This window comes from Streptomyces sp. MUM 2J (assembly GCF_022414535.1).
Classification (GTDB): Bacteria; Actinomycetota; Actinomycetes; order Streptomycetales; family Streptomycetaceae; genus Streptomyces.
Genome location: NZ_JADWYM010000006.1, coordinates 1 through 20408, shown reverse-complemented (window position 1 = coordinate 20408; position 20408 = coordinate 1). Strand labels below are relative to the sequence as shown.

Below are 20408 nucleotides of genomic sequence, written 5' to 3'. Positions count from 1 at the left end.
GCGGCGGCCCGCGGCGGCCCGATCACCGGCGGGCGGGCGAGCGGTGACTGCCCGAGGACCGGTGGCGGCCCGCGGCGCCCGCCCGTCTCACGCCACGCGTAGCGCACCGTCCGCGTGTGCCGGTCCGGGAGAACGGCAGTCGCGGCAGCGGCTGCCGGGCTCCGGGGCGCGGAAGGCGCGTTCACAGCCGTCGCAGGTCCGGAAGGGATCGGGGCGGCGACGCTTGCCGGTCTCGGTGTCCTTGGGCGCGTTCGGTGGGTTCGCCGGGAGGGGCACCGGCAGCAGCTCGCCGAGCCGGTGGGCGAGCACACCGGCCGCGTGCCGCATGTCCACGGGGAGATCGGTGGTCAGGACGCGGTGGACCACGGCATCCGTCGCACCTCCGGCGAACCAGGCGACGACGGCGGGAGCGAGCCGGTCGACCTGCCGCCGCGAGAGGGTGAGGCGGCCGTCGGTGCGGCGCAGGCCCGCCAGGAGGGCGACGGCCCTGTCGTGGTGCCGGTCGCGGGCGACGGGCGCGTCGCCGCGCGCCTCCGGCGCCTCTGGCCGGTCCACGGGGCCCGGCGGCGCGGGAGGGACGGCCGCCTCCTCGCCGGCTGCCTCTTCGCCAGCCGCATCGTCCGCCGGCAGGGGAGAGGGCCCCCGGTACCCCTGGGGCCTGTCCCGGGCCGCTTCTTTGGCCACGGTTCCACGAGCGGCGTCGGTGACGCGGGCCTGACGGGCCGGGAGTACCTCGGAGGCACCGGAGGCCGGCTCGGGCAGGGCACGCCCGGCGGCGGCCCCGGTGGGGATGTGGTGCGCGTAGGTCCGCGTGCGCAGGCGGCCCGACTCGGTACGCTCGCGCACCCGCTCCAGGTAGCCGCACGCCTCCAGCTCGCGCAGCGCGAACGCGATCCGGTCCCGCCCCTCGGGGAAGCGGTCGGCGAGGCTGCGGATGTCGACCGGGGCGCCCTCGGGCAGCGACAGGATGTGCGTGGCCAGCCCGATGGCGGTCAGGGACAGCTCACGGTGCTGGGCGAGGTGGTTGCCCACGACGGTGTAGCGGCAGGACTGGTACGTGCGTACGTGGATGACACCGGAGTGGGTGGTCGTCCGCCGAACGTCTCGTTGCGGACGCGCGGCAGCGATAGGCTTCTGCTCAGCCATGGGGAAGGCTCTTCTTCCTCGTTGGTCAGGCCCTCGCACTGGGATTGCAGTCCCGGCGGGGGCCGATGCATGTGTGGGCTTGTGGAGTTGTCGATGCCGGCGGCTTGGCCGTCTCGGGGCGAGACTGCACGCCCGGACCACCCGAGCGCCAGCCGCGCCGAGCTGTTTCACCCGGCCGGGTGACCTGCGCGAGGTGTGGTCGGCTGGTTGGTTCTTCCCCGGGGTTCTTTGGTCTTTTGCCGCCCGCAGCCCCGGCTCTCTCCCCACCGGAGCACGCGTTTCCCGGCGCCGGTGCACGAGCACCCGGCCGGGGGGGGGGCATCCGCGGCGGTCGTCGAGGCCGACGAGATCGTCGGTCGGCGCGGGACCCGGCGTCTCCCACCCCGTCCTGCACGGCACCGGCCCGCACCGCACGCCCCAGCGGTCCGGGACGCAAGGCCGGCACACCGGAGGACGGAGGGTGAGGATTCACTCATTCGCGTCACTCAGTGTGTCCGAGCATGCATAACCTGTGAAATGCGGCGGCCCGTGCGGTCGGTGGCTGTCCGTGCGGCGACCGATTCCATCCGGGCTGTACGGGCTGTACGGGCTGTACGGGGACGCGTGGGACCTGTTGGACCGGAAAGGGTGCGGCGAGAGGGCGGCTGACGTGAGCGACTGGGACGCGGGACTGGAGGACGCCGAAGCCGGGGCCGTGATGCGGACCGTCGTGCGGCAGCTGAAGCTGTGGCGGGAGGGAGCGGGCCTCACCCAGGCCCAGTTCGGGGCGGCCATCGGCTACGGGGAGGACCTGGTCTCCGCCGTGGAGCGGGGGCGGCGCATTCCGCGGCCGGAGTACCTGGACGCGGCGGACGAGGTCCTGGGTGCGGGCGGCCGGATCGCGGCCATGAAGCGGGACGTGGCGGAGGTCCGGTACCCGAAGAAGGTACGGGACCTGAAGAAGCTGGAGGCGGACGCGGTCGAGTTGTGCGCCTACAACAACTCAGTGGTTCATGGGTTGTTACAGACGGAGGAGTACGCACGGGCGGTGTACTCCGGCAGCAGGCCCCCCTTCCTGGAGGACCAGCTTGAGCAGCGCGTGGCTGCCCGCATGTCCCGCCAGGGCATCGTGAGCGAGGAGGCCGGGCGTCCTCTGTTCAGTTTTGTGCAGTGCGAGTCGACACTGCGCCGCCCTGTTGGGGGCAAGATGGTGATGCGTGCACAACTCGAACGACTGTTGGAGGTTGGTCGTTTCCGCAACGTGGATCTGCAAGTGCTCCCGCTGAGCCGTGAGGAGAACTCCGGCCTTGGTGGTTCGTTCAGGCTTCTCAGGCTCAAGGATGGAACGTCGGTGGGACATGCCGAGGTCCAGGAGATCAGCCGCGTGATCGCCGACCCCAAGCACGTACAGGTGCTGGACATGCGCTATGGAATCATCCGAGCCCAGGCTCTCCCGCCGCGAGAGTCGATGGCCTTCATCGAGAATGTGCTGGGAGAGACATGACACTCAAGCCCTTCGGCGGAGCCGGCTCCGACTCGGAGTGGACAAAGAGCAGCTACAGCACAGCCGAAGGACCCGACTGCGTCGAGGTCGCCGCCGCCCCCGGAACCGTCCTCGTCCGCGACTCCAAGAACCCCCACGGCCCCCGCCTCGCCCTCGACCCCACCGCCTGGGCGACCTTCGTGCCGTACGCCTCCGGGCGCTGACGCACGAGGACACCCCGCGCGAAAGCCCCGCCGTCTCCCGTGAAGAGGACGGCGGGGCGTGGAGAACCGGTTCGGCTGACCGCTGCGCGACAACGGCGGGCTGCGGCTACGACGTCGTGCGCCGTCTGCGCGCCCCCGGGCGCCGCTCACTCGGCCGGGTCACCGGGTCACCGGCCTCCAGCGCCGCGGCGCGCCGCCGCCGGCCGAAGTCGCCGAGCGCCTCCGCCAGTTTGTGCACCGACGGCTCGGGAGCCATGACGTCCACCCGAAGGCCGTGCTCCTCGGCGGTCTTGGCGGTCGCCGGGCCGATGCACGCGATCACGGTCACGTTGTGCGGCTTGCCCGCGATGCCGACCAGGTTGCGGACGGTGGAGGACGACGTGAACAGCACCGCGTCGAAACCGCCGCCCTTGATCGCCTCCCGGGTCTCGGCCGGCGGCGGCGAGGCGCGCACGGTCCGGTAGGCGGTGACGTCGTCGACCTCCCAGCCGAGCTCGATGAGCCCGGCGACCAGGGTCTCGGTGGCGATGTCGGCCCGGGGCAGGAAGACGCGGTCGATCGGATCGAAGACCGGGTCGTACGGCGGCCAGTCCTCCAGCAGGCCGGCGGCGGACTGCTCGCCGCTCGGCACCAGGTCCGGCTTCACGCCGAAGGCGATCAGCGCCTTGGCGGTCTGCTCGCCGACCGCGGCGACCTTGATGCCGGCGAAGGCGCGGGCGTCGAGGCCGTACTCCTCGAACTTCTCGCGGACGGCCTTGACGGCGTTCACCGAGGTGAACGCGATCCACTCGTAGCGGCCCGTCACCAGGCCCTTGACGGCGCGCTCCATCTGCTGGGGCGTGCGCGGCGGCTCGACGGCGATCGTGGGCACCTCGTGCGGCACGGCGCCGTAGGACCGCAGCTGGTCGGAGAGCGACGCCGCCTGCTCCTTCGTCCGCGGCACGAGGACCTTCCAGCCGAACAGCGGCTTGGACTCGAACCACGCCAGCTGGTCGCGCTGGGCCGGGGCGCTGCGCTCGCCGACCACGGCTATCACCGGCCGGCCGCCCTCGGGCGAGGGCAGCACCTTGGCCTGCTTCAGGGTCTGCGCGATCGTGCCGAGCGTCGCCGACCAGGTCCGCTGCCGGGTCGTCGTACCGGCGACGGTGACGGTCATCGGGGTGTCGGGCTTGCGGCCCGCCGAGACCAGCTCGCCGGCCGCGACGGCCACGGAGTCCAGCGTCGTGGACACGACCACCGTGCCGTCGGAGGCGCCGACCTCGGTCCAGCAGCGGTCGGACGCGGTACGCGCGTCGACGAACCGGACGTCCGTGCCCTCGGCGTCCCGCAGCGGGACACCCGCGTAGGCGGGCACGCCGACCGCGGCCGCGACGCCGGGGACGACCTCGAAGGGCACACCGGCCTTGGCGCACGCCAGCATCTCCTCGGCGGCGTACGCGTCGAGTCCGGGATCGCCGGACACGGCACGCACGACCCGCCTGCCGCCCCGCGCGGCCTCCATGACAAGATGTGCCGCATCCCGCTCCGCGGGTACCCCAGCGGTTGTTGACGCGCCGTCAACAACCGTCGGCCGAGGCGCGCCCGCGCCCGGAACGGCATCCGGCGAGGCGTCCCCGTCCGTGCGGACGAGGGACACACTCTGCCGGGCGTGCTTCCGAACGACGTCGAGCACCTCGTGCTCGGCGACAAGGACGTCGGCGCTCGCCAGCGCCTCCACGGCGCGCAGAGTCAGCAGTCCCGGATCCCCGGGTCCGGCACCCAGGAAGGTGACGTGCCCGTGTTCGAGGCCGGCGGGAAGGGTGGTGGGGCTCAAAGTGCTCGCTCCCCCATCAGACCGGCCGCGCCCTGGGCGAGCATCTCGGCGGCGAGTTCGCGGCCGAGTGCCACAGCCCCGTCGTGCGTCTCGGGCACGGGACCGGTGGTGGACAGCTGCACCAGCGCGGTGCCGTCGGTCGTGCCGACGACGCCCCGCAGGCGCATTTCCTTGACAATCTGCCCGTCGGCCTGGGGGTCCCGCCGCTCGAACGGAGCCGAGAGCGGGGGAAGGTCGGCCAGCGCGCCCACGGGCGCACTGCAACCGGCCTCCAGGGCGGCGAGCAGTGACCGCTCGGCGGTCACGGCGGCCCGGGTGAGCGGGTCGTCGAGTTCCGCGAGCGCGGCGACGAGAGCAGCGTCCTGGGCGGTGTTCCCGGCCCTGCACTCGATCGCCAGTGCCCCCTGGCCGGGGGCGGGCAGAACCGTGTCGACCGACAGGAAGTCGGTCACCTCGTCGATGCGGCCGATGCGGGACATGCCGGCCGCGGCCAGCACCACCGCGTCCAGCTCGCCGTCCCGCACGTATCCGATGCGGGTGTCGACGTTGCCGCGGATCGGGACCGTCTCGATGTCCAGCCCGTGGCTGCGCGCGTACGCGTTCAGCTGCGCCATGCGGCGCGGTGAGCCGGTGCCTATGCGCGCCCCGCGCGGCAGGTCCGTGAACTTCAGCGCGTCACGCGCCACGATCACGTCCCGCGGGTCCTCACGCACCGGGACGGCGGCCAGGGCCAGTTCCTCGGGCTGCGCGGTGGGCAGGTCCTTGAGCGAATGAACCGCGAAGTCGACCTCGCCCCTGACCAGCGCGTCACGCAGCGCCGTGACGAACACGCCGGTGCCGCCGATCTGCGCCAGATGCGCGCGGGAGACGTCACCGTAGGTGGTGATCTCGACGAGTTCGACGGGCCGCCCGGTCACCCGGCTGACGGCCTCCGCCATCTGCCCGGACTGGGCCATGGCGAGCTTGCTGCGCCTGGTCCCGAGCCTCAAAGCCTTGTCACTCATGCCGGCCCTCGGTTCTGCTTCTCGTCGGTGCTGTCCTCGGCCCGGGAGACGGCGGCGACCGTCTCGGGGTCGAGGTCGAACAGGGTGCGCAGGGCGTCCGCGTACCCGGCACCGCCGGGTTCGGACGCCAACTGCTTGACCCGCACGGTCGGCGCGTGCAGCAGCTTGTCGACGACACGCCGGACGGTCTGGACGATCTCCGAGCGGTGCTTGTCGTCGAGGCCGGGCAGGCGGCCCTCCAGGCGCGCGATCTCGCCGGCCACGACATCGGCGGCCATGGTGCGCAGGGCGACGACCGTGGGCGTGATGTGCGCGGCCCGCTGGGCGGCGCCGAACGCGGCGACCTCGTCGGAGACGATCCGGCGGACCTGGTCGACGTCGGCGGCCATGGGGGCGTCGGCGGAGGCCTCGGCGAGGGACTCGATGTCGACCAGGCGCACCCCGGCCAGCCGGTGTGCGGCGGCGTCGATGTCGCGCGGCATCGCCAGGTCGAGGAGGAAGAGGACCGGCTCGGGCCGTGCGGCACCGGCAGCCGGCTCGGGGCGGCGCCGCTCGGGGATCCGGCCGACCGTCGCCACGGTCGCGGCGAGCGCACCGATCAGCTCCGCGTCGGCCTCGGCGTTGCGCCGGGCGTCCTCGCGGCGCTGGACGACGGTGCCCTTGTCGACCCAGGCGGCGTGCTGCTCCAGCGTCGCCGCGTCCATGCCGGCCACGGCGGCGTCACCGAACACGGAGAAACCCGCCTGGACGGCGGTCGGGTCCAGCGGACAGCCCTCCTCGGTGCCGACGGAGGTGGGCGGCAGCGCCCGCGCGCCGGTCCGCTCGCCCGTCGCGGGGTCCCCGGCCGGAGCGGTGGGGGCGCCCGCGCGGCCGTCGACCGCGGTGGCGACGGCCTCCGCCGTCAGGACCAGTCCGGTCGCCCCGGTGCAGGAGACGGCTACGTCGGCACGTGTCAGCTCGGCCGGCACCGATTCCATCGGTACCGCGCGGGCCACCACGTCCGTGCCGTGGGCGTCGGTGAGTATCCGGGCGAGCCGCTCGGCGCGCTCGAAGGTGCGGTTGGCGACGACGACCTCCGCGACGCCGGCGCGGGCGAGCGTCGCCGCGGCGAGCGACGACATCGATCCGGCCCCGATGATCAACGCCCGCTTGCCGGCCGTCCAGGTCCGGACGTCGGTGCCCCGGGAGAACTGCTCCAGGCCGAAGGTGACCAGCGACTGCCCGGCCCGGTCGATGCCGGTCTCGGAGTGGGCCCGCTTGCCGACCCGGAGCGCCTGCTGGAACAGGTCGTTCGTCAACCGCCCGGCGGTGTGCAGGTCCTGCGCGCGGGCCAGGGAGTCCTTGATCTGGCCGAGGATCTGCCCCTCGCCGACGACCATGGAGTCCAGTCCGCAGGCCACCGAGAACAGGTGGTGGACGGCCCGGTCCTCGTAGTGCACGTACAGGTAGGGCGTGAGTTCGTCGAGGCCGACCCCGCTGTGCCGGGCGAGCAGTGTGGACAGCTCGGCCACACCGGCGTGGAACTTGTCCACGTCGGCGTACAGCTCGATGCGGTTGCAGGTGGCGAGCACCGCGGCCTCGGCGGCCGGCTCGGCGGCGACCGTGTCCTGGAGCAGCTTGGTCTGCGCGTCCGCACCGAGCGAAGCCCGCTCCAGCACGCTGACCGGGGCGCTGCGGTGGCTCAGTCCCACGACGAGGAGACTCATGCCGGCATCACGGCGGGGACGTCCCCGTCGGGCCCCTGGTCGGTGGCGTCGCCGTGGGTGGCGGCGGCCGGAACGGCGGTGTCGGCTGCCTCCTCGCCGGCCTTGCGCTGCTCGTGGAAGGCGAGGATCTGCAGCTCGATGGAGAGGTCGACCTTGCGCACGTCGACCCCCTCGGGGACGTTCAGCACGGTCGGCGCGAAGTTCAGGATGGAGGTGACCCCGGCGGCGACCAGCCGGTCGCACACCTGCTGGGCGGCCCCGGCGGGCGTCGCGATGACGCCGATGGAGACGCCGTTGTCCTGGATGATCTTCTCCAGGTCGTCGGTGTGCTGCACCGGGATCCCGGCGACGGGCTTGCCGGCCAGGGCCGGGTCGGCGTCGATGAGCGCCGCGACGCGGAAGCCACGGGAGGCGAAGCCGCCGTAGTTGGCGAGGGCCGCGCCGAGGTTGCCGATACCGACGATGACAACCGGCCAGTCCTGGGTGAGGCCCAGTTCGCGGGAGATCTGGTAGACGAGATACTCGACGTCGTACCCCACACCGCGCGTCCCGTAGGAACCGAGGTACGAGAAGTCCTTGCGCAGCTTCGCGGAATTGACCCCGGCCGCCGCGGCGAGTTCCTCGGAGGAGACCGTGGGGACCGAGCGCTCCGAGAGCGCGGTCAGGGCGCGGAGGTACAGCGGAAGCCTGGCGACGGTGGCCTCGGGAATCCCTCGGCTACGGGTCGCCGGTCGGTGAGTTCGGCCAGTTGCCACGGTGCTCCTGCGGGTAGAGCTGGGCTGCGGGCGGCCATACGTCCCCGGACCGCCCCGTCGACAGCAGGCTATGTCTTTGTGAACGCGTGCACAAAGATGGTGTCCGATTTGCCCGCCCAACGTGACCGGGCTCACGCATCCCCGGCACGCCGATATGGAACCGCCGTGCGGGTGCCGTCGTTGCTCTGCTGAAGGGGGCAAAGCCGCACACACTCCTTACCGCATCCCGCCCCCGAGACCACAACGCCGTCGATCCTAAGCGACTTTCCAGCCAGTTTGGACTAGTCGGTCAGTGCCCTGCGAAGCCGCTCCTCGTTCACACGCCAGAAGGTGTGCTGCTCGCCGTCGACCAGTACGACGGGAATCTGCTCCCAGTACTGGTCGTGGAGCTGCCGATCCTCGGTGATGTCCTTCTGCTCCCAGGGCACGCCGAGCTCGCCGCACACCTTCTCGATCACGAGCTGTGCGTCATCACACAAATGGCACCCGGGCTTGCGGACGAGGGTGACGAGACGGTCACTCGGGGCCATCGGGGCCTTGCGACGGAAGAAGGGACTCATGTCGGCCATTCTCGCGCGGCGGCGCAAGGTCGGAACCCACCCCGGAACCAGCTCCCTTAACGATGCGGTCGCGGAGAGTTCACACCCCGCGAACCTCTCGGCGCCGGAAGCACCGAACAAACTGGCTATGCTCACGGGCATGGCCGCTCTAGGATGGCTCACTCCCCGTAGGCGCTCCGCCACGGCGCGGAGCGTGTTGGCAGGCGAGGCCTCGGCCGAGGCCGCCCGCAAGTCCTCGCAGGACGCCACCCAGGACGTCCCGGCGGACACCCTGCCGGAAGAGGAACCGGAATTCCCCGTCTCCGGCGATGACAGGGCCGCCGCGTTCTTCGACCTCGACAACACCGTGATGCAGGGTGCCGCCCTCTTCCACTTCGGCCGGGGCCTGTACAAGCGGAAGTTCTTCGAGACGCGCGACCTGGCCCGGTTCGCCTGGCAGCAGGCCTGGTTCAGGCTGGCCGGCGTCGAGGACCCCGAGCACATGCAGGAGGCCCGGGACTCCGCCCTCTCGATCGTCAAGGGCCACCGCGTGTCGGAGCTGAAGTCGATCGGCGAGGAGATCTACGACGAGTACATGGCCGAGCGCATCTGGCCCGGCACCCGCGCCCTGGCGCAGGCCCACCTGGACGCGGGACAGAAGGTCTGGCTGGTCACGGCGGCACCGGTGGAGATCGCCCAGGTCATCGCCCGCCGCCTGGGCCTGACCGGCGCCCTGGGCACGGTGGCCGAGTCGGTCGGCGGCGTCTACACGGGCAAGCTGGTCGGCGAGCCCCTGCACGGGCCCGCCAAGGCGGAGGCGGTGCGCGCCCTGGCGGTGGCGGAGGGCCTGGACCTCGGCCGCTGCGCGGCGTACAGCGACAGCCACAACGACATCCCGATGCTCTCCCTGGTCGGGCACCCCTACGCCATCAACCCCGACACCAAGCTGCGCAAGCACGCCCGGCGGCTGGACTGGCGCCTGCGCGACTACCGCACGGGCCGCAAGGCGGCCAAGGTCGGCATCCCCGCGGCGGCGGGTGTCGGCGCGGTGGCCGGCGGTACGGCGGCGGCGATCGCCCTGCACCGCAGGCGCCGCTAGGGCAGCGGCCCCCGCCGCCCCGCCCGGTCGTGCGGCGTCCCGGTCGTGCGGCGCCGCGCCCGGATTCGCCCCGAGCGACGGACCGCCCCGAACGCCGTGGCGGGCCCGCGCGCCCGGTGGCGCCGGACCGATCCGGCCCGACCGGCGGGGGCCGTTGCCCCGGCGGCGCCCCTCCGCCCCGCTGCGTCCGGACCCGGTGCCGGGTGCGCACCCGGCACCCGGCACCCGGGGAGAAGTCCACAGCCGGTGCGGCGTCCGGTGCACCGGGGAGAGTGTCGTCGCGCCCGCCCCGGCCGCCGCAGGGCCGCCGTCGTGCCGGCCACGCCGCACCCGCCGACCGGACCCGCCACTCATATCCCGTCATCGGCGCTCACACCTGGCCAATCCAGGGGACGTACCCCGCAGAACCCCTGCCCAGTCCCCTCCCCCGCACCTGGCCACAAGACGCCCCGCATCCACCCGAAACCCGAAGAGAATCGATCAGCAAACGCTCACTCTGCGGCACCCGATCGAGCGTCAATCGGATACAGAAGCGACGCAATCGATGATTTGAGCAACTCGGTGTAGCAGTGCCTGCACGAAGCGTTATTCTCCTCAGACGCAAACCGGTACCCCTCCGTCGCCACGACGGGTGAAAGGTCCCGCACTGCACGTGATGGAAGCTCTGCCTCTGGGAGTCCCGTGTACCCACACGTCGGGGTTGACGCCTCGGGCCTGGCTACGCTGCGCGCAACGGTCGCGACAGTGCACAACATGATGCGCGGCCTGGTCCCCACCGCGTACGCCGTGCCCGCCTTCGCCTCCGCCACCCCCGTAGGCCCGTGCTACGCACTCGCCGACGGCGGCGCCGCGGTCGGCAGACGGAGCCGTTCGGCGAACAACGGCAACGGCGCGACCACCGCCCGCCGCCCGGCCGCCGACAGTGACAGCGCCCGCATGATGGACCTCGTCGAGCGCGCCCAGGCCGGGGAGGCCGACGCGTTCGGCCGTCTCTACGACCAGTACAGCGACACCGTGTACCGCTACATCTACTACCGGGTGGGCGGCAAGGCGACCGCAGAGGACCTCACCAGTGAGACCTTTCTGCGGGCCCTGCGCCGGATCGGCACCTTCACCTGGCAGGGGCGGGACTTCGGGGCGTGGCTCGTCACGATCGCCCGCAACCTCGTCGCCGACCACTTCAAGTCGAGCCGCTTCCGGCTGGAGGTCACCACCGGCGAGATGCTCGACGCCAACGAGGTCGAACGCTCGCCCGAGGAATCGGTCCTGGAGTCCCTCTCCAACGCCGCCCTGCTCGACGCCGTACGCCGGCTCAACCCCCAGCAGCAGGAGTGCGTGACACTCCGGTTCCTCCAAGGCCTCTCCGTCGCGGAGACCGCCCGCGTCATGGGCAAGAACGAGGGCGCGATCAAGACCCTCCAGTACCGCGCCGTGCGCACCCTCGCCCGGCTCCTGCCGGACGACGCCCGCTGATCGCCCCACCCAGGCCCGCACCTTCGGCGACCCCCAACTCACTTTCCGTAAAAGTTCGTTGACTTCCCCATCCGATCATCCTCCGTCCGTAACCCAAGTGCCGCGCCGCTCGTTGTGCGGGATACAGGCTCCCTGTGGTCACGTCCGGGCCAACCCTGATCACTCGAACGAGTGGAGGTGGTCGTGGGCGTGCAACCCTCAGGCCCCCTGGGGAGTCGACCGTCATGACGAGAGGAGGTGCCGCCAGTGATCGCGAACGTATCGGCGCACCGGCGGGCGAACGCCTTCGCCCTGGCCCTGGAGGAGCAGAGCGACCGGGGCTCGGCGGCCGAGCAGTCCGAAGGATCGGCACCGGCCGCAGCCGCTGCGGAACAGACCGAGCAGGGCCTACTGCTGGCCCTTGCCACCGGTCTCGGCGAGCTGCCCAAGCCGGAGCTCGACCCCGAGGTCAAGGTCGTCCAGCGGGCCCAGCTCGTGGCCGCGTTCGAGGCCATGCTGCAGGAGGGCGCGGGAGGCGAGGCGACAGACCCTTCGGTGCCCGAGCAGCGTTCCCCTCGGGCCCGGGGCACACACCGGGCGACCCCGCTGGGGAGGTTCCGCCCGCGTTCGCGGCTCGCCAAGGGCCTCACCGCGGGCGGGCTGAGTGTCGGAGTCGCCGCGGGCGCCTTCGGCGGAGTCGCCGCCGCGAGTTCCGACGCCCTGCCCGGTGACTCGCTCTACGGCCTCAAGCGCGGCATCGAGGACTTCAAGCTCAACTACCTGTCCGACAACGACGACGAACGCGGCCGGAGCTACCTGGACCAGGCCTCCACCCGGCTCAGCGAGGCCCGGCGGCTGATGGAACGCGGTCGCAGCGGCCGCCTCGACCACGAGTCCCTCGGCGAGATCCGCCGCGCCCTGTCCGGCGTGCAACACGACGCCGCCGAGGGCCACCGCCTGCTGCACGAGGCCTACGAGCGCGACCCCGACTCGCTGGGCCCCATCCAGGCACTGTCCGCCTTCTCGCGCTCGCACCGCGACGCCTGGGGCGCCCTGGCCCAGCGACTGCCCGTGCAGCTCGGGGACGTCAGTCAGCAGGTGTCGTCGGTCTTCGACGCCATAGACGACGAGGTGGCCCCGCTCCAGTCCATGCTCCCGCAGCCCCCCGCACAGAGCGGCGGCGCGAGCAGCCGGCAGTCCCCGGGCACCCCGGGCACCGGTTCCTCCGGCACCGGGCACGCGGCGGCGCCCAGTGCCGGCAGCGGCTCCCCCACCACCGCCGGCCAGTCCGGCAGCGGCAGCCCGAGCGCGTCCCCCGACGGCTCCGACGGCCAGAGCGACGGCCTGCTCGGCGGCAGCACCGGCGGCCTGCTCGACCCGCCGCCGGACACCGGCACCACGGAGCCGTCGTCCGGCTCGCCCACCCCCGCACCGGACGTCACGCTCCCGCCGCTGCTGCCCGGCCTGCTGCCCGGCCTGGGCATCGACAGCGACGACGCCCCCTAGCGCCGTGACCCGGCCCGGTACGGCGACGGGGCGCCCCTCCCGCGGGAGGGGCGCCCCGTCGCCGTACCGGGCCGCTGTGGGTGCCGTGGGCGGCAGCGCGCCGAAGCGCTAGAAGAACACCGACCGCCGCTGCACGAGCAGCTTGTACAGCGTGTGCTGGATCTGCTCGCGGACCTGGTCGGTCAGGTTGAACATCAGCATCGGGTCCTCGGCCGCCTCCGGCGGATAGCCGTCCGTCGGGATCGGCTCACCGAACTGGATCGTCCACTTCGTCGGCAGCGGAACCGCCCCGAGCGGTCCCAGCCACGGGAAGGTCGGCGTCAGCGGGAAGTACGGGAACCCCAGCAACCGGGCCAGCGTCTTGGCGTTGCCGATCAGCGGGTAGATCTCCTCCGCACCGACGACCGAGCAGGGGATGATCGGAGCACCCTGCCGCAGCGCCGTGGACACGAACCCGCCGCGACCGAACCGCTGGAGCTTGTAGCGCTCGCTGAACGGCTTCCCGATGCCCTTGAACCCCTCCGGCATCACCCCGACCAGCTCGCCCTGCGCCAGCAGCCGCTCGGCGTCCTCCGCGCAGGCCAGCGTGTGGCCGAGCTTGCGGGCCAGCTCGTTGACGACCGGCAGGACGAACACCAGGTCGGCGGCGAGGAGCCGCAGGTGCCGGCCCGCCGGATGGTGGTCGTGCACGGCGACCTGCATCATCAGGCCGTCCAGCGGCAGCGTCCCGGAGTGGTTGGAGACGATCAGCGCCCCGCCCTCGGCCGGGATGTTCTCGATGCCCTTCACATCGACCCGGAAGTACTTCTCGTACACCGGGCGCAGCAGGGACATCAGGACCTGGTCGGTGAGCTCCTCGTCGTAGCCGAAGTCGTCGACCTCGTAGTCCCCGGTCAGGCGGCGGCGCAGGAACGACAGTCCACCGGCGATGCGCCGCTCCAGGCCCGTGCCGGAGGGCGCCGTCTGCTCAGCAGGCTCAGGGGTCGCAGGGGTCACAGGGCCATCATCCTGCGCGGCGTCCCTGCCGGGCAGGGCCTGGACGTCACCCGTCGCCCGCGACTCACGCACCTGGCGCACGTCCCGGACCGGAACGTGCTCGCCACTCTTGCGCCGGCCTCCCGGGCCCCTGCGCCGCTGCGGGCGCTGCACGGCGCTCCCGCGGGACCGGTCGTCGTCGAACGGAATGACCTTGGCGTCCGCCATCGTTGATGCGCTCCTCAGTTGGCGCTCTGCGTCGGGGGCTTGCCGCCGCCCGCGACGGGCAGCGCGGCGATCCGGTCGACGGCCCCCGCAAGGGCCTCGGGGGGCAGGAGACCCGGCCCCCGGCTGAGCACGAAGTCCGCGAACGTTTCTGCCGTCGTGTACTTCGGCTTGAATCCCAGCGTCTCGCGCATCTGCGTGGTGTCCACGACCCGGCCGTGGGTGAGCAGCCGGATCTGTTCGGGAGAGAAGTCCGTCATCCCCAGCGTACGCACCAGGGAGCCCGCCCACGTCACGGCGGGCAGCAGCAAGGGGACGGTGGGTCGGCCCAGCCGGCGGGAGCACTGGGAGAGCAGCAGGACGCCGTCGCCGGCGATGTTGAAGGTGCCGCTGTTGAGCGTGCCCCGCTCCGGCTCGTGGGAGGCGACGCGCAGCACCTCGATCACGTCGTCCTCGTGGGCGAACTGCAGCCGCGGGTCGTAGCCGAACACGGTCGGCAGGACCGGCAGCGAGAAGTACGAGGCGAGTGGGGTGTCGACGCTGGGGCCGAGGATGTTGGCGAAGCGCAGCACGCACACCGCGACGTCCGGCCGTCGCCGGGCGAAGCCGCGGACGTAGCCCTCGGCCTCGACGGTGTCCTTGGCGAAGCCGCCGCTGGGCAGCGACTTGGGCGGGGTCGTCTCGGTGAACACGGCCGGATCGCGGGGCGCGGAGCCGTACACGTTGGTGCTGGACTTCACGACCAGCCGCTTCACGGCCGGCGACTTCTGGCAGGCGCCGAGCAGCTGCATGGTGCCGATGACGTTGGTCTCCTTGACCGTGGCCCGGCTGCCGCTGCCCAGGGCGGTCGCGGTGATGTCCATGTGCACGACCGTGTCCGCGCCCGTCTCCGCGAGCACGCGGGCGATGGCGGACTGCCGGATGTCCGCCCGGACGAAGTCCGCGCCGCCCAGATGGTGCTCGGGCTGCACCGCGTCCACGGCGATCACCCGGTCCACCTGCGGGTCACGCTGGATACGCCGGACGAAACGGCCTCCCAGCGGACGGGCCGCCCCGGTCACGAGCACGATCTTTCCCAAGATCAGCGCCTTCCTTCTCGACCTCGTACCTAGCCCGCGTTCCCCCGTGCCGCCAACTTAGCGGGTCGGTGTTGCACTGTGATGACCACCCGATGCATGAAGTGACGAGAAACAGCCGGGAGGAGGACACGCGATACGGCTGTGGCCCCCCACCGGATGCGGTGGGGGGCCACAGGACAGACGCGGCACGCTCGTGCGTCGTCGCCTACTTCTTGTTGCGACGCTGGACGCGCGTGCGCTTGAGCAGCTTGCGGTGCTTCTTCTTGGCCATCCGCTTGCGCCGCTTCTTGATAACAGAGCCCACGACTACCCTCGCTCACTTCTCATCACTCGGTGTTTGGGCGCCATGGGCCCACACGACCTACGAGGGGCTAGCCTACCCGTCCGAGCGCCGAGGTCGTAATCGAGGGACTTCGGGGAGACCGGAAGTGCCCTGTTCTGATCGTCGGGACCACGGCCGAAGCCGTCGTTCCCGCCGCTCAGCGGCCTCCCCGAGGCAGCCGTCACGCCGTGTCCACCCCCACATAACTCTCGCGGAGGTACTCGTGAACCGCGTTCTCGGGGACGCGGAAGGACCGCCCCACCCGGATCGCGGGCAGATGACCGCTGTGCACCAAGCGGTACACGGTCATCTTCGACACTCGCATCACCGAGGCGACCTCCGCCACGGTAAGGAACTGAACCTCGCTCAGAGGCCTCTGGTCTGCAGCCATGACACACCTGAACCTTCCGCACTCGACGGCCACCGGCTTCCCCTTCCGGTGACTCTTCGTCGTTGCGTGCTCACTCCCCAGACTAGGGGCGGGTGATGCGAGTGGGGAAGAGGTGCACCCATCGGCGGCCTACTGTGACAGACACGCTTGATTGAGTACGTAGCGGGTCAGCGGCAGGTAGTAATCAGCCCGCACGGCATCATCAAGGGGAACGGCGACGGACACGACCCCCTCGGCCTCCCCCACAAAGAGCGCGGGGTCATCCGTATCGGCCAGCCCAATGGCCTCAAACCCCAGCTGACCTGCCCCGCAGACCCATCCGTGATCCCCGACGACGAGGTCGGGCAGCACCCCGCCGGCCTCGGCCGCACCGACCAGGGCCGTCCGGACGGGCAGCGGTGAGTGCGAGTGCGCGCCGGTCGCACAACCGGGGCGCTGCGGCCCGGGTTCCCGTAGCAGCGCGACTCCCCGTACGTAGTCGAGGTTGTACGTGCGTAGGCCGAACCGGGTCGTTATGTCGACACAGCGACCCTGCGCCGGGGTGAGGACCGTACATCCCGCCGCCGACAGACCGTCTGCGAGCGCGGCGTAGAAACCCAAGAGCCGGTGCGGGTGACCGGTGCCGATCAGGACCGAGGCACCGCCCCGGGCCGCGACGGCCAGCCGCCCGGCGAAGGCGTCGAGGGCAGCCAGGGTCCGCTCGGGGTCAATCACATCATGACCCGAAGCGAAGCGGGGATCGGCCGAAACCCCGCATTTCTCGGCCATCAACCCGATCAGATCCCGCACACTCCACGCACACTGCGGATCGATACCCATCAGGGCCCGGGGGTCACGGGCCGCGAACAGCCGATAGCTCCGCAGACTCGTCTCCCGCGACGTGGCCACGACCCCGGCGATCCGGGACGCGAGAAGGTGGGCCCGCAAGGCCCGCACGCTCAGCACGCCGCTCGACACGCCAGCGATGCTGGCGCACCCCGCACCCGCGAACGGCCGGAACCGGGAAAACACCCCACGGTCGGCGTAACGGTTTTCCGCGCCGCCGTGACGTCACCCCCCTCCCCTCCAGGCGCCCGCGGGCGTCAGCGCCCCGTCCCCGCGTCCGCAGGGCGCCGATGCCGTACGGGGACGGCCGGCCCCCTCAGGCCAGCAGCCCCCGCAGCGGAAACACCGCACGCCGCGTCGCGAGCACCGCCTGGTCCAACCGGTCGGCGGGGTCGTACCCCGACTCCCAGTCGGCCCACGCCACCGGCCACCGGCCGTCCGTCATCCGCCCGGGCGCCAACTGCCGGGTCCGCGCGAAGACCGCCTGCCTCCAGGAATCCGGTGTCACCGTCTCCGGCTCGATCGGCCGCCCCGCGGCGATCCCCACCAGATGCGTCCACGACCGCGGCACGACGTCCACCACGGCGTATCCCCCGCCGCCCAGCGCCACCCAGCGCCCGTCGGCGTACCGGTGCGCCAGGTCGTGGCACGCCGCGTGCACCGCCCGCTGCGCGTCCAGCGACACCGCCAGATGAGCCAGCGGGTCCTCGAAGTGCGTGTCGGCGCCGTGCTGGGACACCAGCACCTGCGGCCGGAAGTCGGCCAGCAGCTCAGGGACCACCGCGTGGAACGCCCGCAGCCACCCCGCGTCCCCGGTGCCGGCGGGCAGCGCCACGTTCGCCGCCGACCCCTCCGCGGCGTCCGCCCCCGTCTCCTCCGGCCATCCGGTCTGCGGGAACAACGTCCGCGGATGTTCGTGCAGCGAGACCGTCAGCACCCGCGGATCGTCCCAGAACGCCGCCTGCACCCCGTCGCCGTGGTGCACGTCCACGTCGACGTACGCCACCCGTTCCGCCCCCAGCTCCAGCAGCCGCGCGATCGCCAGCGCGGCGTCGTTGTAGATGCAGAACCCGGACGCCGCCGCCGGCATGGCGTGGTGCAGCCCGCCCGCGAAGTTCACCGCGTGCAGCACCTCCCCGCGCCACACGGCCTCCGCAGCCCCCACCGACTGCCCGGCGATCAGCGCCGAGACCTCGTGCATCCCGGCGAAGGCGGGATCGTCCATCGTCCCCAGCCCGTACCCCTGGTCGGCCGCCCCCGGGTCCTCGGACGCCGCCCTCACGGCCGCGATGTAGTCCTCCCGGTGGACGAGCCGCAGCGTCGACTCACCGGCCGGCTTCGCCGCCACCACGTCCACGTCCCGGTCCAGCCCGAAGGCGTCCACCAGCCGTTTCGTCAGGGCCAGCCGGACCGGATCCATCGGATGGTCCGGACCGAAGTCATAGCCCGTCACTGCCTCGTCCCACATCAGCTGTGCGCCGCCGCTCATGCCCGCCACCGTATCGGTCCGGCCGAGCGGCGAACGACCGGGCGTAGGCGAGCGTCACCAGCACCAACGTCATCGGCACGAGCATCGCCCAGCGGTAGTTCCACAGGTCCCCGAGGACACCCACCAGCGGCGAACCCACCAGGAAGCCGACATAGTTGAAGACGTTGAGCCGTGCGACCGCCGCGTCCGACGCCCCCGGGAACAGCCGCCCGGCCGCCGCGAAGGTCTGGGGCACGATCACGCACAGCCCCAGCCCCAGCAGGGTGAAACCGAGCATCCCGACCCACGCCCCCGGCGCCCCGGCCACCACCGCGAACCCGGCAGCCGCCACCAGCGCCCCCACCCGGACGACCGTCACCGCCCCGAACCGCCGCACCCCGAAGTCCCCGATGGCCCGCCCCAGCAGCGTGGTCACCATGTACACGTTGAACGGCACCGTCGCCAGCTGCTCACTGCCGCCCAGCACGTCCTGAAGGTACTTCGCGCTCCAGTTGGAGACCGTCGAGTCCCCGATGTACGCGAACGTCATCACCAGGCACAACGGCAGCAGCGCCCGGAAGACCAGCCCGCCGCCCGCGTCCGCGCCGCCCGCGTCCGGCACCGGGCCGCCTCCGGCGTTCCCGTCGACGTACCACCGGCTCCCCACCAGCGCCGCGGGCAGCAGCACCGCCACCACCGGCAGGTACGACACGAACAACGCCAGGTGCCAGTGCGCCCCCGCCCACGCCAGTGAGGCTCCCACGATGCCGCCCAGGCTGTACGCGGCGTGGAAACTGAGCATGATGCTGCGCCCGTACTGGCGCTGCAGACTCACCCCGAGCATGTTCATCGAGGCGTCCAGCGCCCCCACCGCCAGCCCGAACGCGGCCAGCGCCGCCGCCAGCTCCACCATCTCCCGCCCCGCCCCGACGCCCAGCAGCGCCAGCAGGACGATCGGCTGGGACCAGCGCAGCACCCGGCTGGGCGGGATCCGGCGGACCAGCCGTTCGGTCGTCACGCTGCCGATGCCGGCCAGGACCGGAACGGCGGCCAGGAACGCCGGCAGCAGCGCGTCGGAGACGCCGTACCGGTCCTGGATGGCCGGAATGCGTGTCACGAGCAGCGCGAACGCGACGCCCTGCGCACAGAAGCCGAACGCCAACGAGGTCCTACCGCGCCGCAGCACATCAGTCATGGCGGCGAGCGTAGGGCTCGGGGGTACTCGTGGGTAGATCCGGCCAAAGATGAATTTCCCTCAGCTCTGCCCGACGGAGGCGGTGTTACCCGGCGAGGGCGGACCTCGCCGCGAACACGTACCCGGCCGCCGCCTCGTCCCGCAGCAGCCGCTTCGTCGGCTCCACGGCCGGCCCGCCGCTCACCACGCACCCGGCCGCCGACCGCGGCCCCCGTGCCCCCGTGCGCCCCGGAGGCCTACGAAGTCACTCGCTTCCTCCGGCGAACGCCGGTCGGGCAGGCACTCGGCGACGCGGGCGGCCGCCTCGGCGATGCGGGGCGGCGTGTGCGCGGCGTACCCGGCGCCCGTCCGGACGTCAGCGTGACCATGGTCGGTCGGCCGGCGCCAGCTCGTCACGTGCGGGCCACACCGGGGCCGCAGACGGGCCGCGCGCCGAGCACGGCAGCGGCGTCAGAGCAGCAGGCCGGCCAACTCCCCCATGTCCGCGAAGAGTCGGCTGGCACCCGCGAGCTTCTCGGCCGCAGTCATGGCGGTGAACCCGTACACGTCCATTCCCGCCGCCACGCCCGCCTGCACCCCCAGCGGGGAGTCCTCGACGACCACGCACCGCTGCGGTGGGACCCCCATCCGCTCCGCGGCGTGCAGGAACAGGTCCGGGGCGGGCTTCCCCCGCCCCACGTCCTGCGCGCTGAAGACCCGCCCGTCCCCGAACCACCGGTCCAGCCCCGTCTTCCGATGCCCCACCCGGATCCGCTCATGGCTCCCGGACGAGGCCACGCAGTACGGCACACCGTCCGCAGCCAGCTTCTCCAGCACGCCCGTCACCCCGGCCACGGGCTCCAGCTCGTGTTCGAAGGCCGCGAAGACCCTCGTGTGGAAGACGTCGTCGAAGTCCTCCGGGAGGTGCTGTCCCGTCCGCTCCAGGACCAGTTCGTGGATCCGGTGCATCGCCGACCCCATGTAGTCCCGGACCGACTCCTCGTACGTCGTCGGATGCCCGACCTCGGTGAGGTAGCCGGCCAGCAGCCGGTTGGACAGGGGCTCGCTGTCGACTAGTACACCGTCGTTGTCGAAGATGACGAGGTCGTAGTACATGCCCCGAGCCTAAACGCAGAAAACCCCGCACCGAACCGGTGCGGGGTTTCCTCAAGAATTGTTCGGCGGCGTCCTACTCTCCCACAGGGTCCCCCCTGCAGTACCATCGGCGCTGTAAGGCTTAGCT

Annotated in this window: 19 protein-coding genes; 5 read left to right on the top strand and 14 right to left on the bottom strand. The window is 72.1% G+C overall.

What is annotated here, in order from left to right:
* Positions 1 to 87: 87 nt before the first annotated feature.
* Positions 88 to 1146: a helix-turn-helix domain-containing protein gene (locus I3F54_RS07930; RefSeq protein ID WP_240117917.1), complete on the bottom strand. Its 1059-nt coding sequence runs from the start codon at positions 1144 to 1146 to the stop codon at positions 88 to 90.
* A 649-nt stretch (positions 1147 to 1795) separates the two neighbouring features.
* Between I3F54_RS07930 and I3F54_RS07925 the strand changes: the two genes are divergently transcribed.
* Both I3F54_RS07925 and I3F54_RS07920 read left to right on the top strand, forming a co-directional pair.
* Positions 1796 to 2629: a helix-turn-helix transcriptional regulator gene (locus I3F54_RS07925; RefSeq protein WP_240117915.1), complete on the top strand. Its 834-nt coding sequence runs from the start codon at positions 1796 to 1798 to the stop codon at positions 2627 to 2629.
* Positions 2626 to 2832, top strand: a complete 207-nt coding sequence (locus I3F54_RS07920) for a DUF397 domain-containing protein (protein ID WP_240117914.1) — start codon at positions 2626 to 2628, stop codon at positions 2830 to 2832. The genes I3F54_RS07925 and I3F54_RS07920 overlap by 4 nt, the downstream gene beginning before the upstream one ends.
* 106 nt (positions 2833 to 2938) lie before the next feature.
* Here I3F54_RS07920 and I3F54_RS07915 read toward each other — a convergent pair whose 3' ends face one another.
* The 5 genes from I3F54_RS07915 to I3F54_RS07895 form a co-directional block, all read right to left on the bottom strand.
* The gene (locus I3F54_RS07915) at positions 2939 to 4645 is read right to left on the bottom strand and encodes a bifunctional uroporphyrinogen-III C-methyltransferase/uroporphyrinogen-III synthase (RefSeq protein WP_240117913.1); all 1707 of its coding nucleotides are present in this window, start codon (positions 4643 to 4645) and stop codon (positions 2939 to 2941) included.
* Positions 4642 to 5649, bottom strand: a complete 1008-nt coding sequence (hemC, locus tag I3F54_RS07910; protein ID WP_240117912.1) for a hydroxymethylbilane synthase — start codon at positions 5647 to 5649, stop codon at positions 4642 to 4644. The genes I3F54_RS07915 and hemC overlap by 4 nt, the downstream gene beginning before the upstream one ends.
* Positions 5646 to 7355, bottom strand: coding sequence for a glutamyl-tRNA reductase (locus I3F54_RS07905; protein ID WP_240117911.1), 1710 nt, complete (start codon positions 7353 to 7355; stop codon positions 5646 to 5648). The genes hemC and I3F54_RS07905 overlap by 4 nt, the downstream gene beginning before the upstream one ends.
* Positions 7352 to 8110 carry a redox-sensing transcriptional repressor Rex gene (locus tag I3F54_RS07900; protein WP_240117910.1) on the bottom strand — a complete coding sequence of 253 codons (759 nt, stop codon included), beginning with the start codon at positions 8108 to 8110 and terminating at the stop codon, positions 7352 to 7354. Before I3F54_RS07900 ends, I3F54_RS07905 begins: the two co-directional genes overlap by 4 nt.
* Before the next feature lie 281 nt (positions 8111 to 8391).
* Entirely contained in the window at positions 8392 to 8670 is a 279-nt protein-coding gene (locus tag I3F54_RS07895; RefSeq protein WP_374205873.1) for a glutaredoxin family protein, read from the bottom strand.
* A gap of 139 nt (positions 8671 to 8809) precedes the next feature.
* Between I3F54_RS07895 and I3F54_RS07890 the strand changes: the two genes are divergently transcribed.
* From I3F54_RS07890 to I3F54_RS07880, 3 genes are all read left to right on the top strand, one after another.
* On the top strand, positions 8810 to 9748 hold the full coding sequence (locus tag I3F54_RS07890; protein WP_240117908.1) for an HAD family phosphatase: 939 nt from the start codon (positions 8810 to 8812) through the stop codon (positions 9746 to 9748).
* Between the two features lie 681 nt (positions 9749 to 10429).
* Positions 10430 to 11221, top strand: coding sequence for an ECF subfamily RNA polymerase sigma factor, BldN family (locus tag I3F54_RS07885; RefSeq protein WP_240117906.1), 792 nt, complete (start codon positions 10430 to 10432; stop codon positions 11219 to 11221).
* A gap of 246 nt (positions 11222 to 11467) precedes the next feature.
* Entirely contained in the window at positions 11468 to 12706 is a 1239-nt protein-coding gene (locus tag I3F54_RS07880; RefSeq protein ID WP_240117905.1) for a DUF5667 domain-containing protein, read from the top strand.
* Between the two features lie 108 nt (positions 12707 to 12814).
* On the opposite strand, the gene I3F54_RS07875 is transcribed toward I3F54_RS07880, so the two are convergent.
* From I3F54_RS07875 to I3F54_RS07840, 8 genes are all read right to left on the bottom strand, one after another.
* Positions 12815 to 13909: a lysophospholipid acyltransferase family protein gene (locus tag I3F54_RS07875; protein WP_240117904.1), complete on the bottom strand. Its 1095-nt coding sequence runs from the start codon at positions 13907 to 13909 to the stop codon at positions 12815 to 12817.
* Between the two features lie 14 nt (positions 13910 to 13923).
* On the bottom strand, positions 13924 to 14985 hold the full coding sequence (locus I3F54_RS07870) for an NAD-dependent epimerase/dehydratase family protein (RefSeq protein WP_240117903.1): 1062 nt from the start codon (positions 14983 to 14985) through the stop codon (positions 13924 to 13926).
* Between the two features lie 205 nt (positions 14986 to 15190).
* Entirely contained in the window at positions 15191 to 15289 is a 99-nt protein-coding gene (locus I3F54_RS07865; protein WP_003948845.1) for a 30S ribosomal protein bS22, read from the bottom strand.
* 199 nt (positions 15290 to 15488) lie between these two features.
* The gene (locus I3F54_RS07860; RefSeq protein WP_205384706.1) at positions 15489 to 15698 is read right to left on the bottom strand and encodes a helix-turn-helix domain-containing protein; all 210 of its coding nucleotides are present in this window, start codon (positions 15696 to 15698) and stop codon (positions 15489 to 15491) included.
* Positions 15699 to 15827: 129 nt separating this feature from the next.
* Positions 15828 to 16643 (bottom strand): phosphatase, encoded by an 816-nt coding sequence (locus tag I3F54_RS07855; RefSeq protein ID WP_240118130.1) that lies wholly within the window; start codon positions 16641 to 16643, stop codon positions 15828 to 15830.
* A gap of 196 nt (positions 16644 to 16839) precedes the next feature.
* Complete coding sequence (locus tag I3F54_RS07850) at positions 16840 to 18012, bottom strand: acetoin utilization protein AcuC (RefSeq protein ID WP_240117902.1); 1173 nt, start codon at positions 18010 to 18012, stop codon at positions 16840 to 16842.
* The gene (locus I3F54_RS07845; protein ID WP_240117901.1) at positions 17963 to 19186 is read right to left on the bottom strand and encodes an MFS transporter; all 1224 of its coding nucleotides are present in this window, start codon (positions 19184 to 19186) and stop codon (positions 17963 to 17965) included. The genes I3F54_RS07850 and I3F54_RS07845 overlap by 50 nt, the downstream gene beginning before the upstream one ends.
* A 450-nt stretch (positions 19187 to 19636) precedes the next feature.
* Positions 19637 to 20281, bottom strand: a complete 645-nt coding sequence (locus I3F54_RS07840; protein WP_240117900.1) for an HAD family phosphatase — start codon at positions 20279 to 20281, stop codon at positions 19637 to 19639.
* Positions 20282 to 20408: the final 127 nt, after the last annotated feature.

Coding starts and splice junctions, on each gene's coding strand:
- I3F54_RS07860 (WP_205384706.1), bottom strand. CDS start 15,698: ATGGCTGCAGACCAGAGGCCTCTGAGCGAGGTTCAGTTCCTTACCGTG.
- I3F54_RS07920 (WP_240117914.1), top strand. CDS start 2,626: ATGACACTCAAGCCCTTCGGCGGAGCCGGCTCCGACTCGGAGTGGACA.
- I3F54_RS07895 (WP_374205873.1), bottom strand. CDS start 8,670: ATGAGTCCCTTCTTCCGTCGCAAGGCCCCGATGGCCCCGAGTGACCGT.
- I3F54_RS07905 (WP_240117911.1), bottom strand. CDS start 7,355: ATGAGTCTCCTCGTCGTGGGACTGAGCCACCGCAGCGCCCCGGTCAGC.
- I3F54_RS07875 (WP_240117904.1), bottom strand. CDS start 13,909: ATGGCGGACGCCAAGGTCATTCCGTTCGACGACGACCGGTCCCGCGGG.
- I3F54_RS07930 (WP_240117917.1), bottom strand. CDS start 1,146: ATGGCTGAGCAGAAGCCTATCGCTGCCGCGCGTCCGCAACGAGACGTT.
- I3F54_RS07850 (WP_240117902.1), bottom strand. CDS start 18,012: ATGAGCGGCGGCGCACAGCTGATGTGGGACGAGGCAGTGACGGGCTAT.
- hemC (WP_240117912.1), bottom strand. CDS start 5,649: ATGAGTGACAAGGCTTTGAGGCTCGGGACCAGGCGCAGCAAGCTCGCC.
- I3F54_RS07840 (WP_240117900.1), bottom strand. CDS start 20,281: ATGTACTACGACCTCGTCATCTTCGACAACGACGGTGTACTAGTCGAC.
- I3F54_RS07890 (WP_240117908.1), top strand. CDS start 8,810: ATGGCCGCTCTAGGATGGCTCACTCCCCGTAGGCGCTCCGCCACGGCG.
- I3F54_RS07845 (WP_240117901.1), bottom strand. CDS start 19,186: ATGACTGATGTGCTGCGGCGCGGTAGGACCTCGTTGGCGTTCGGCTTC.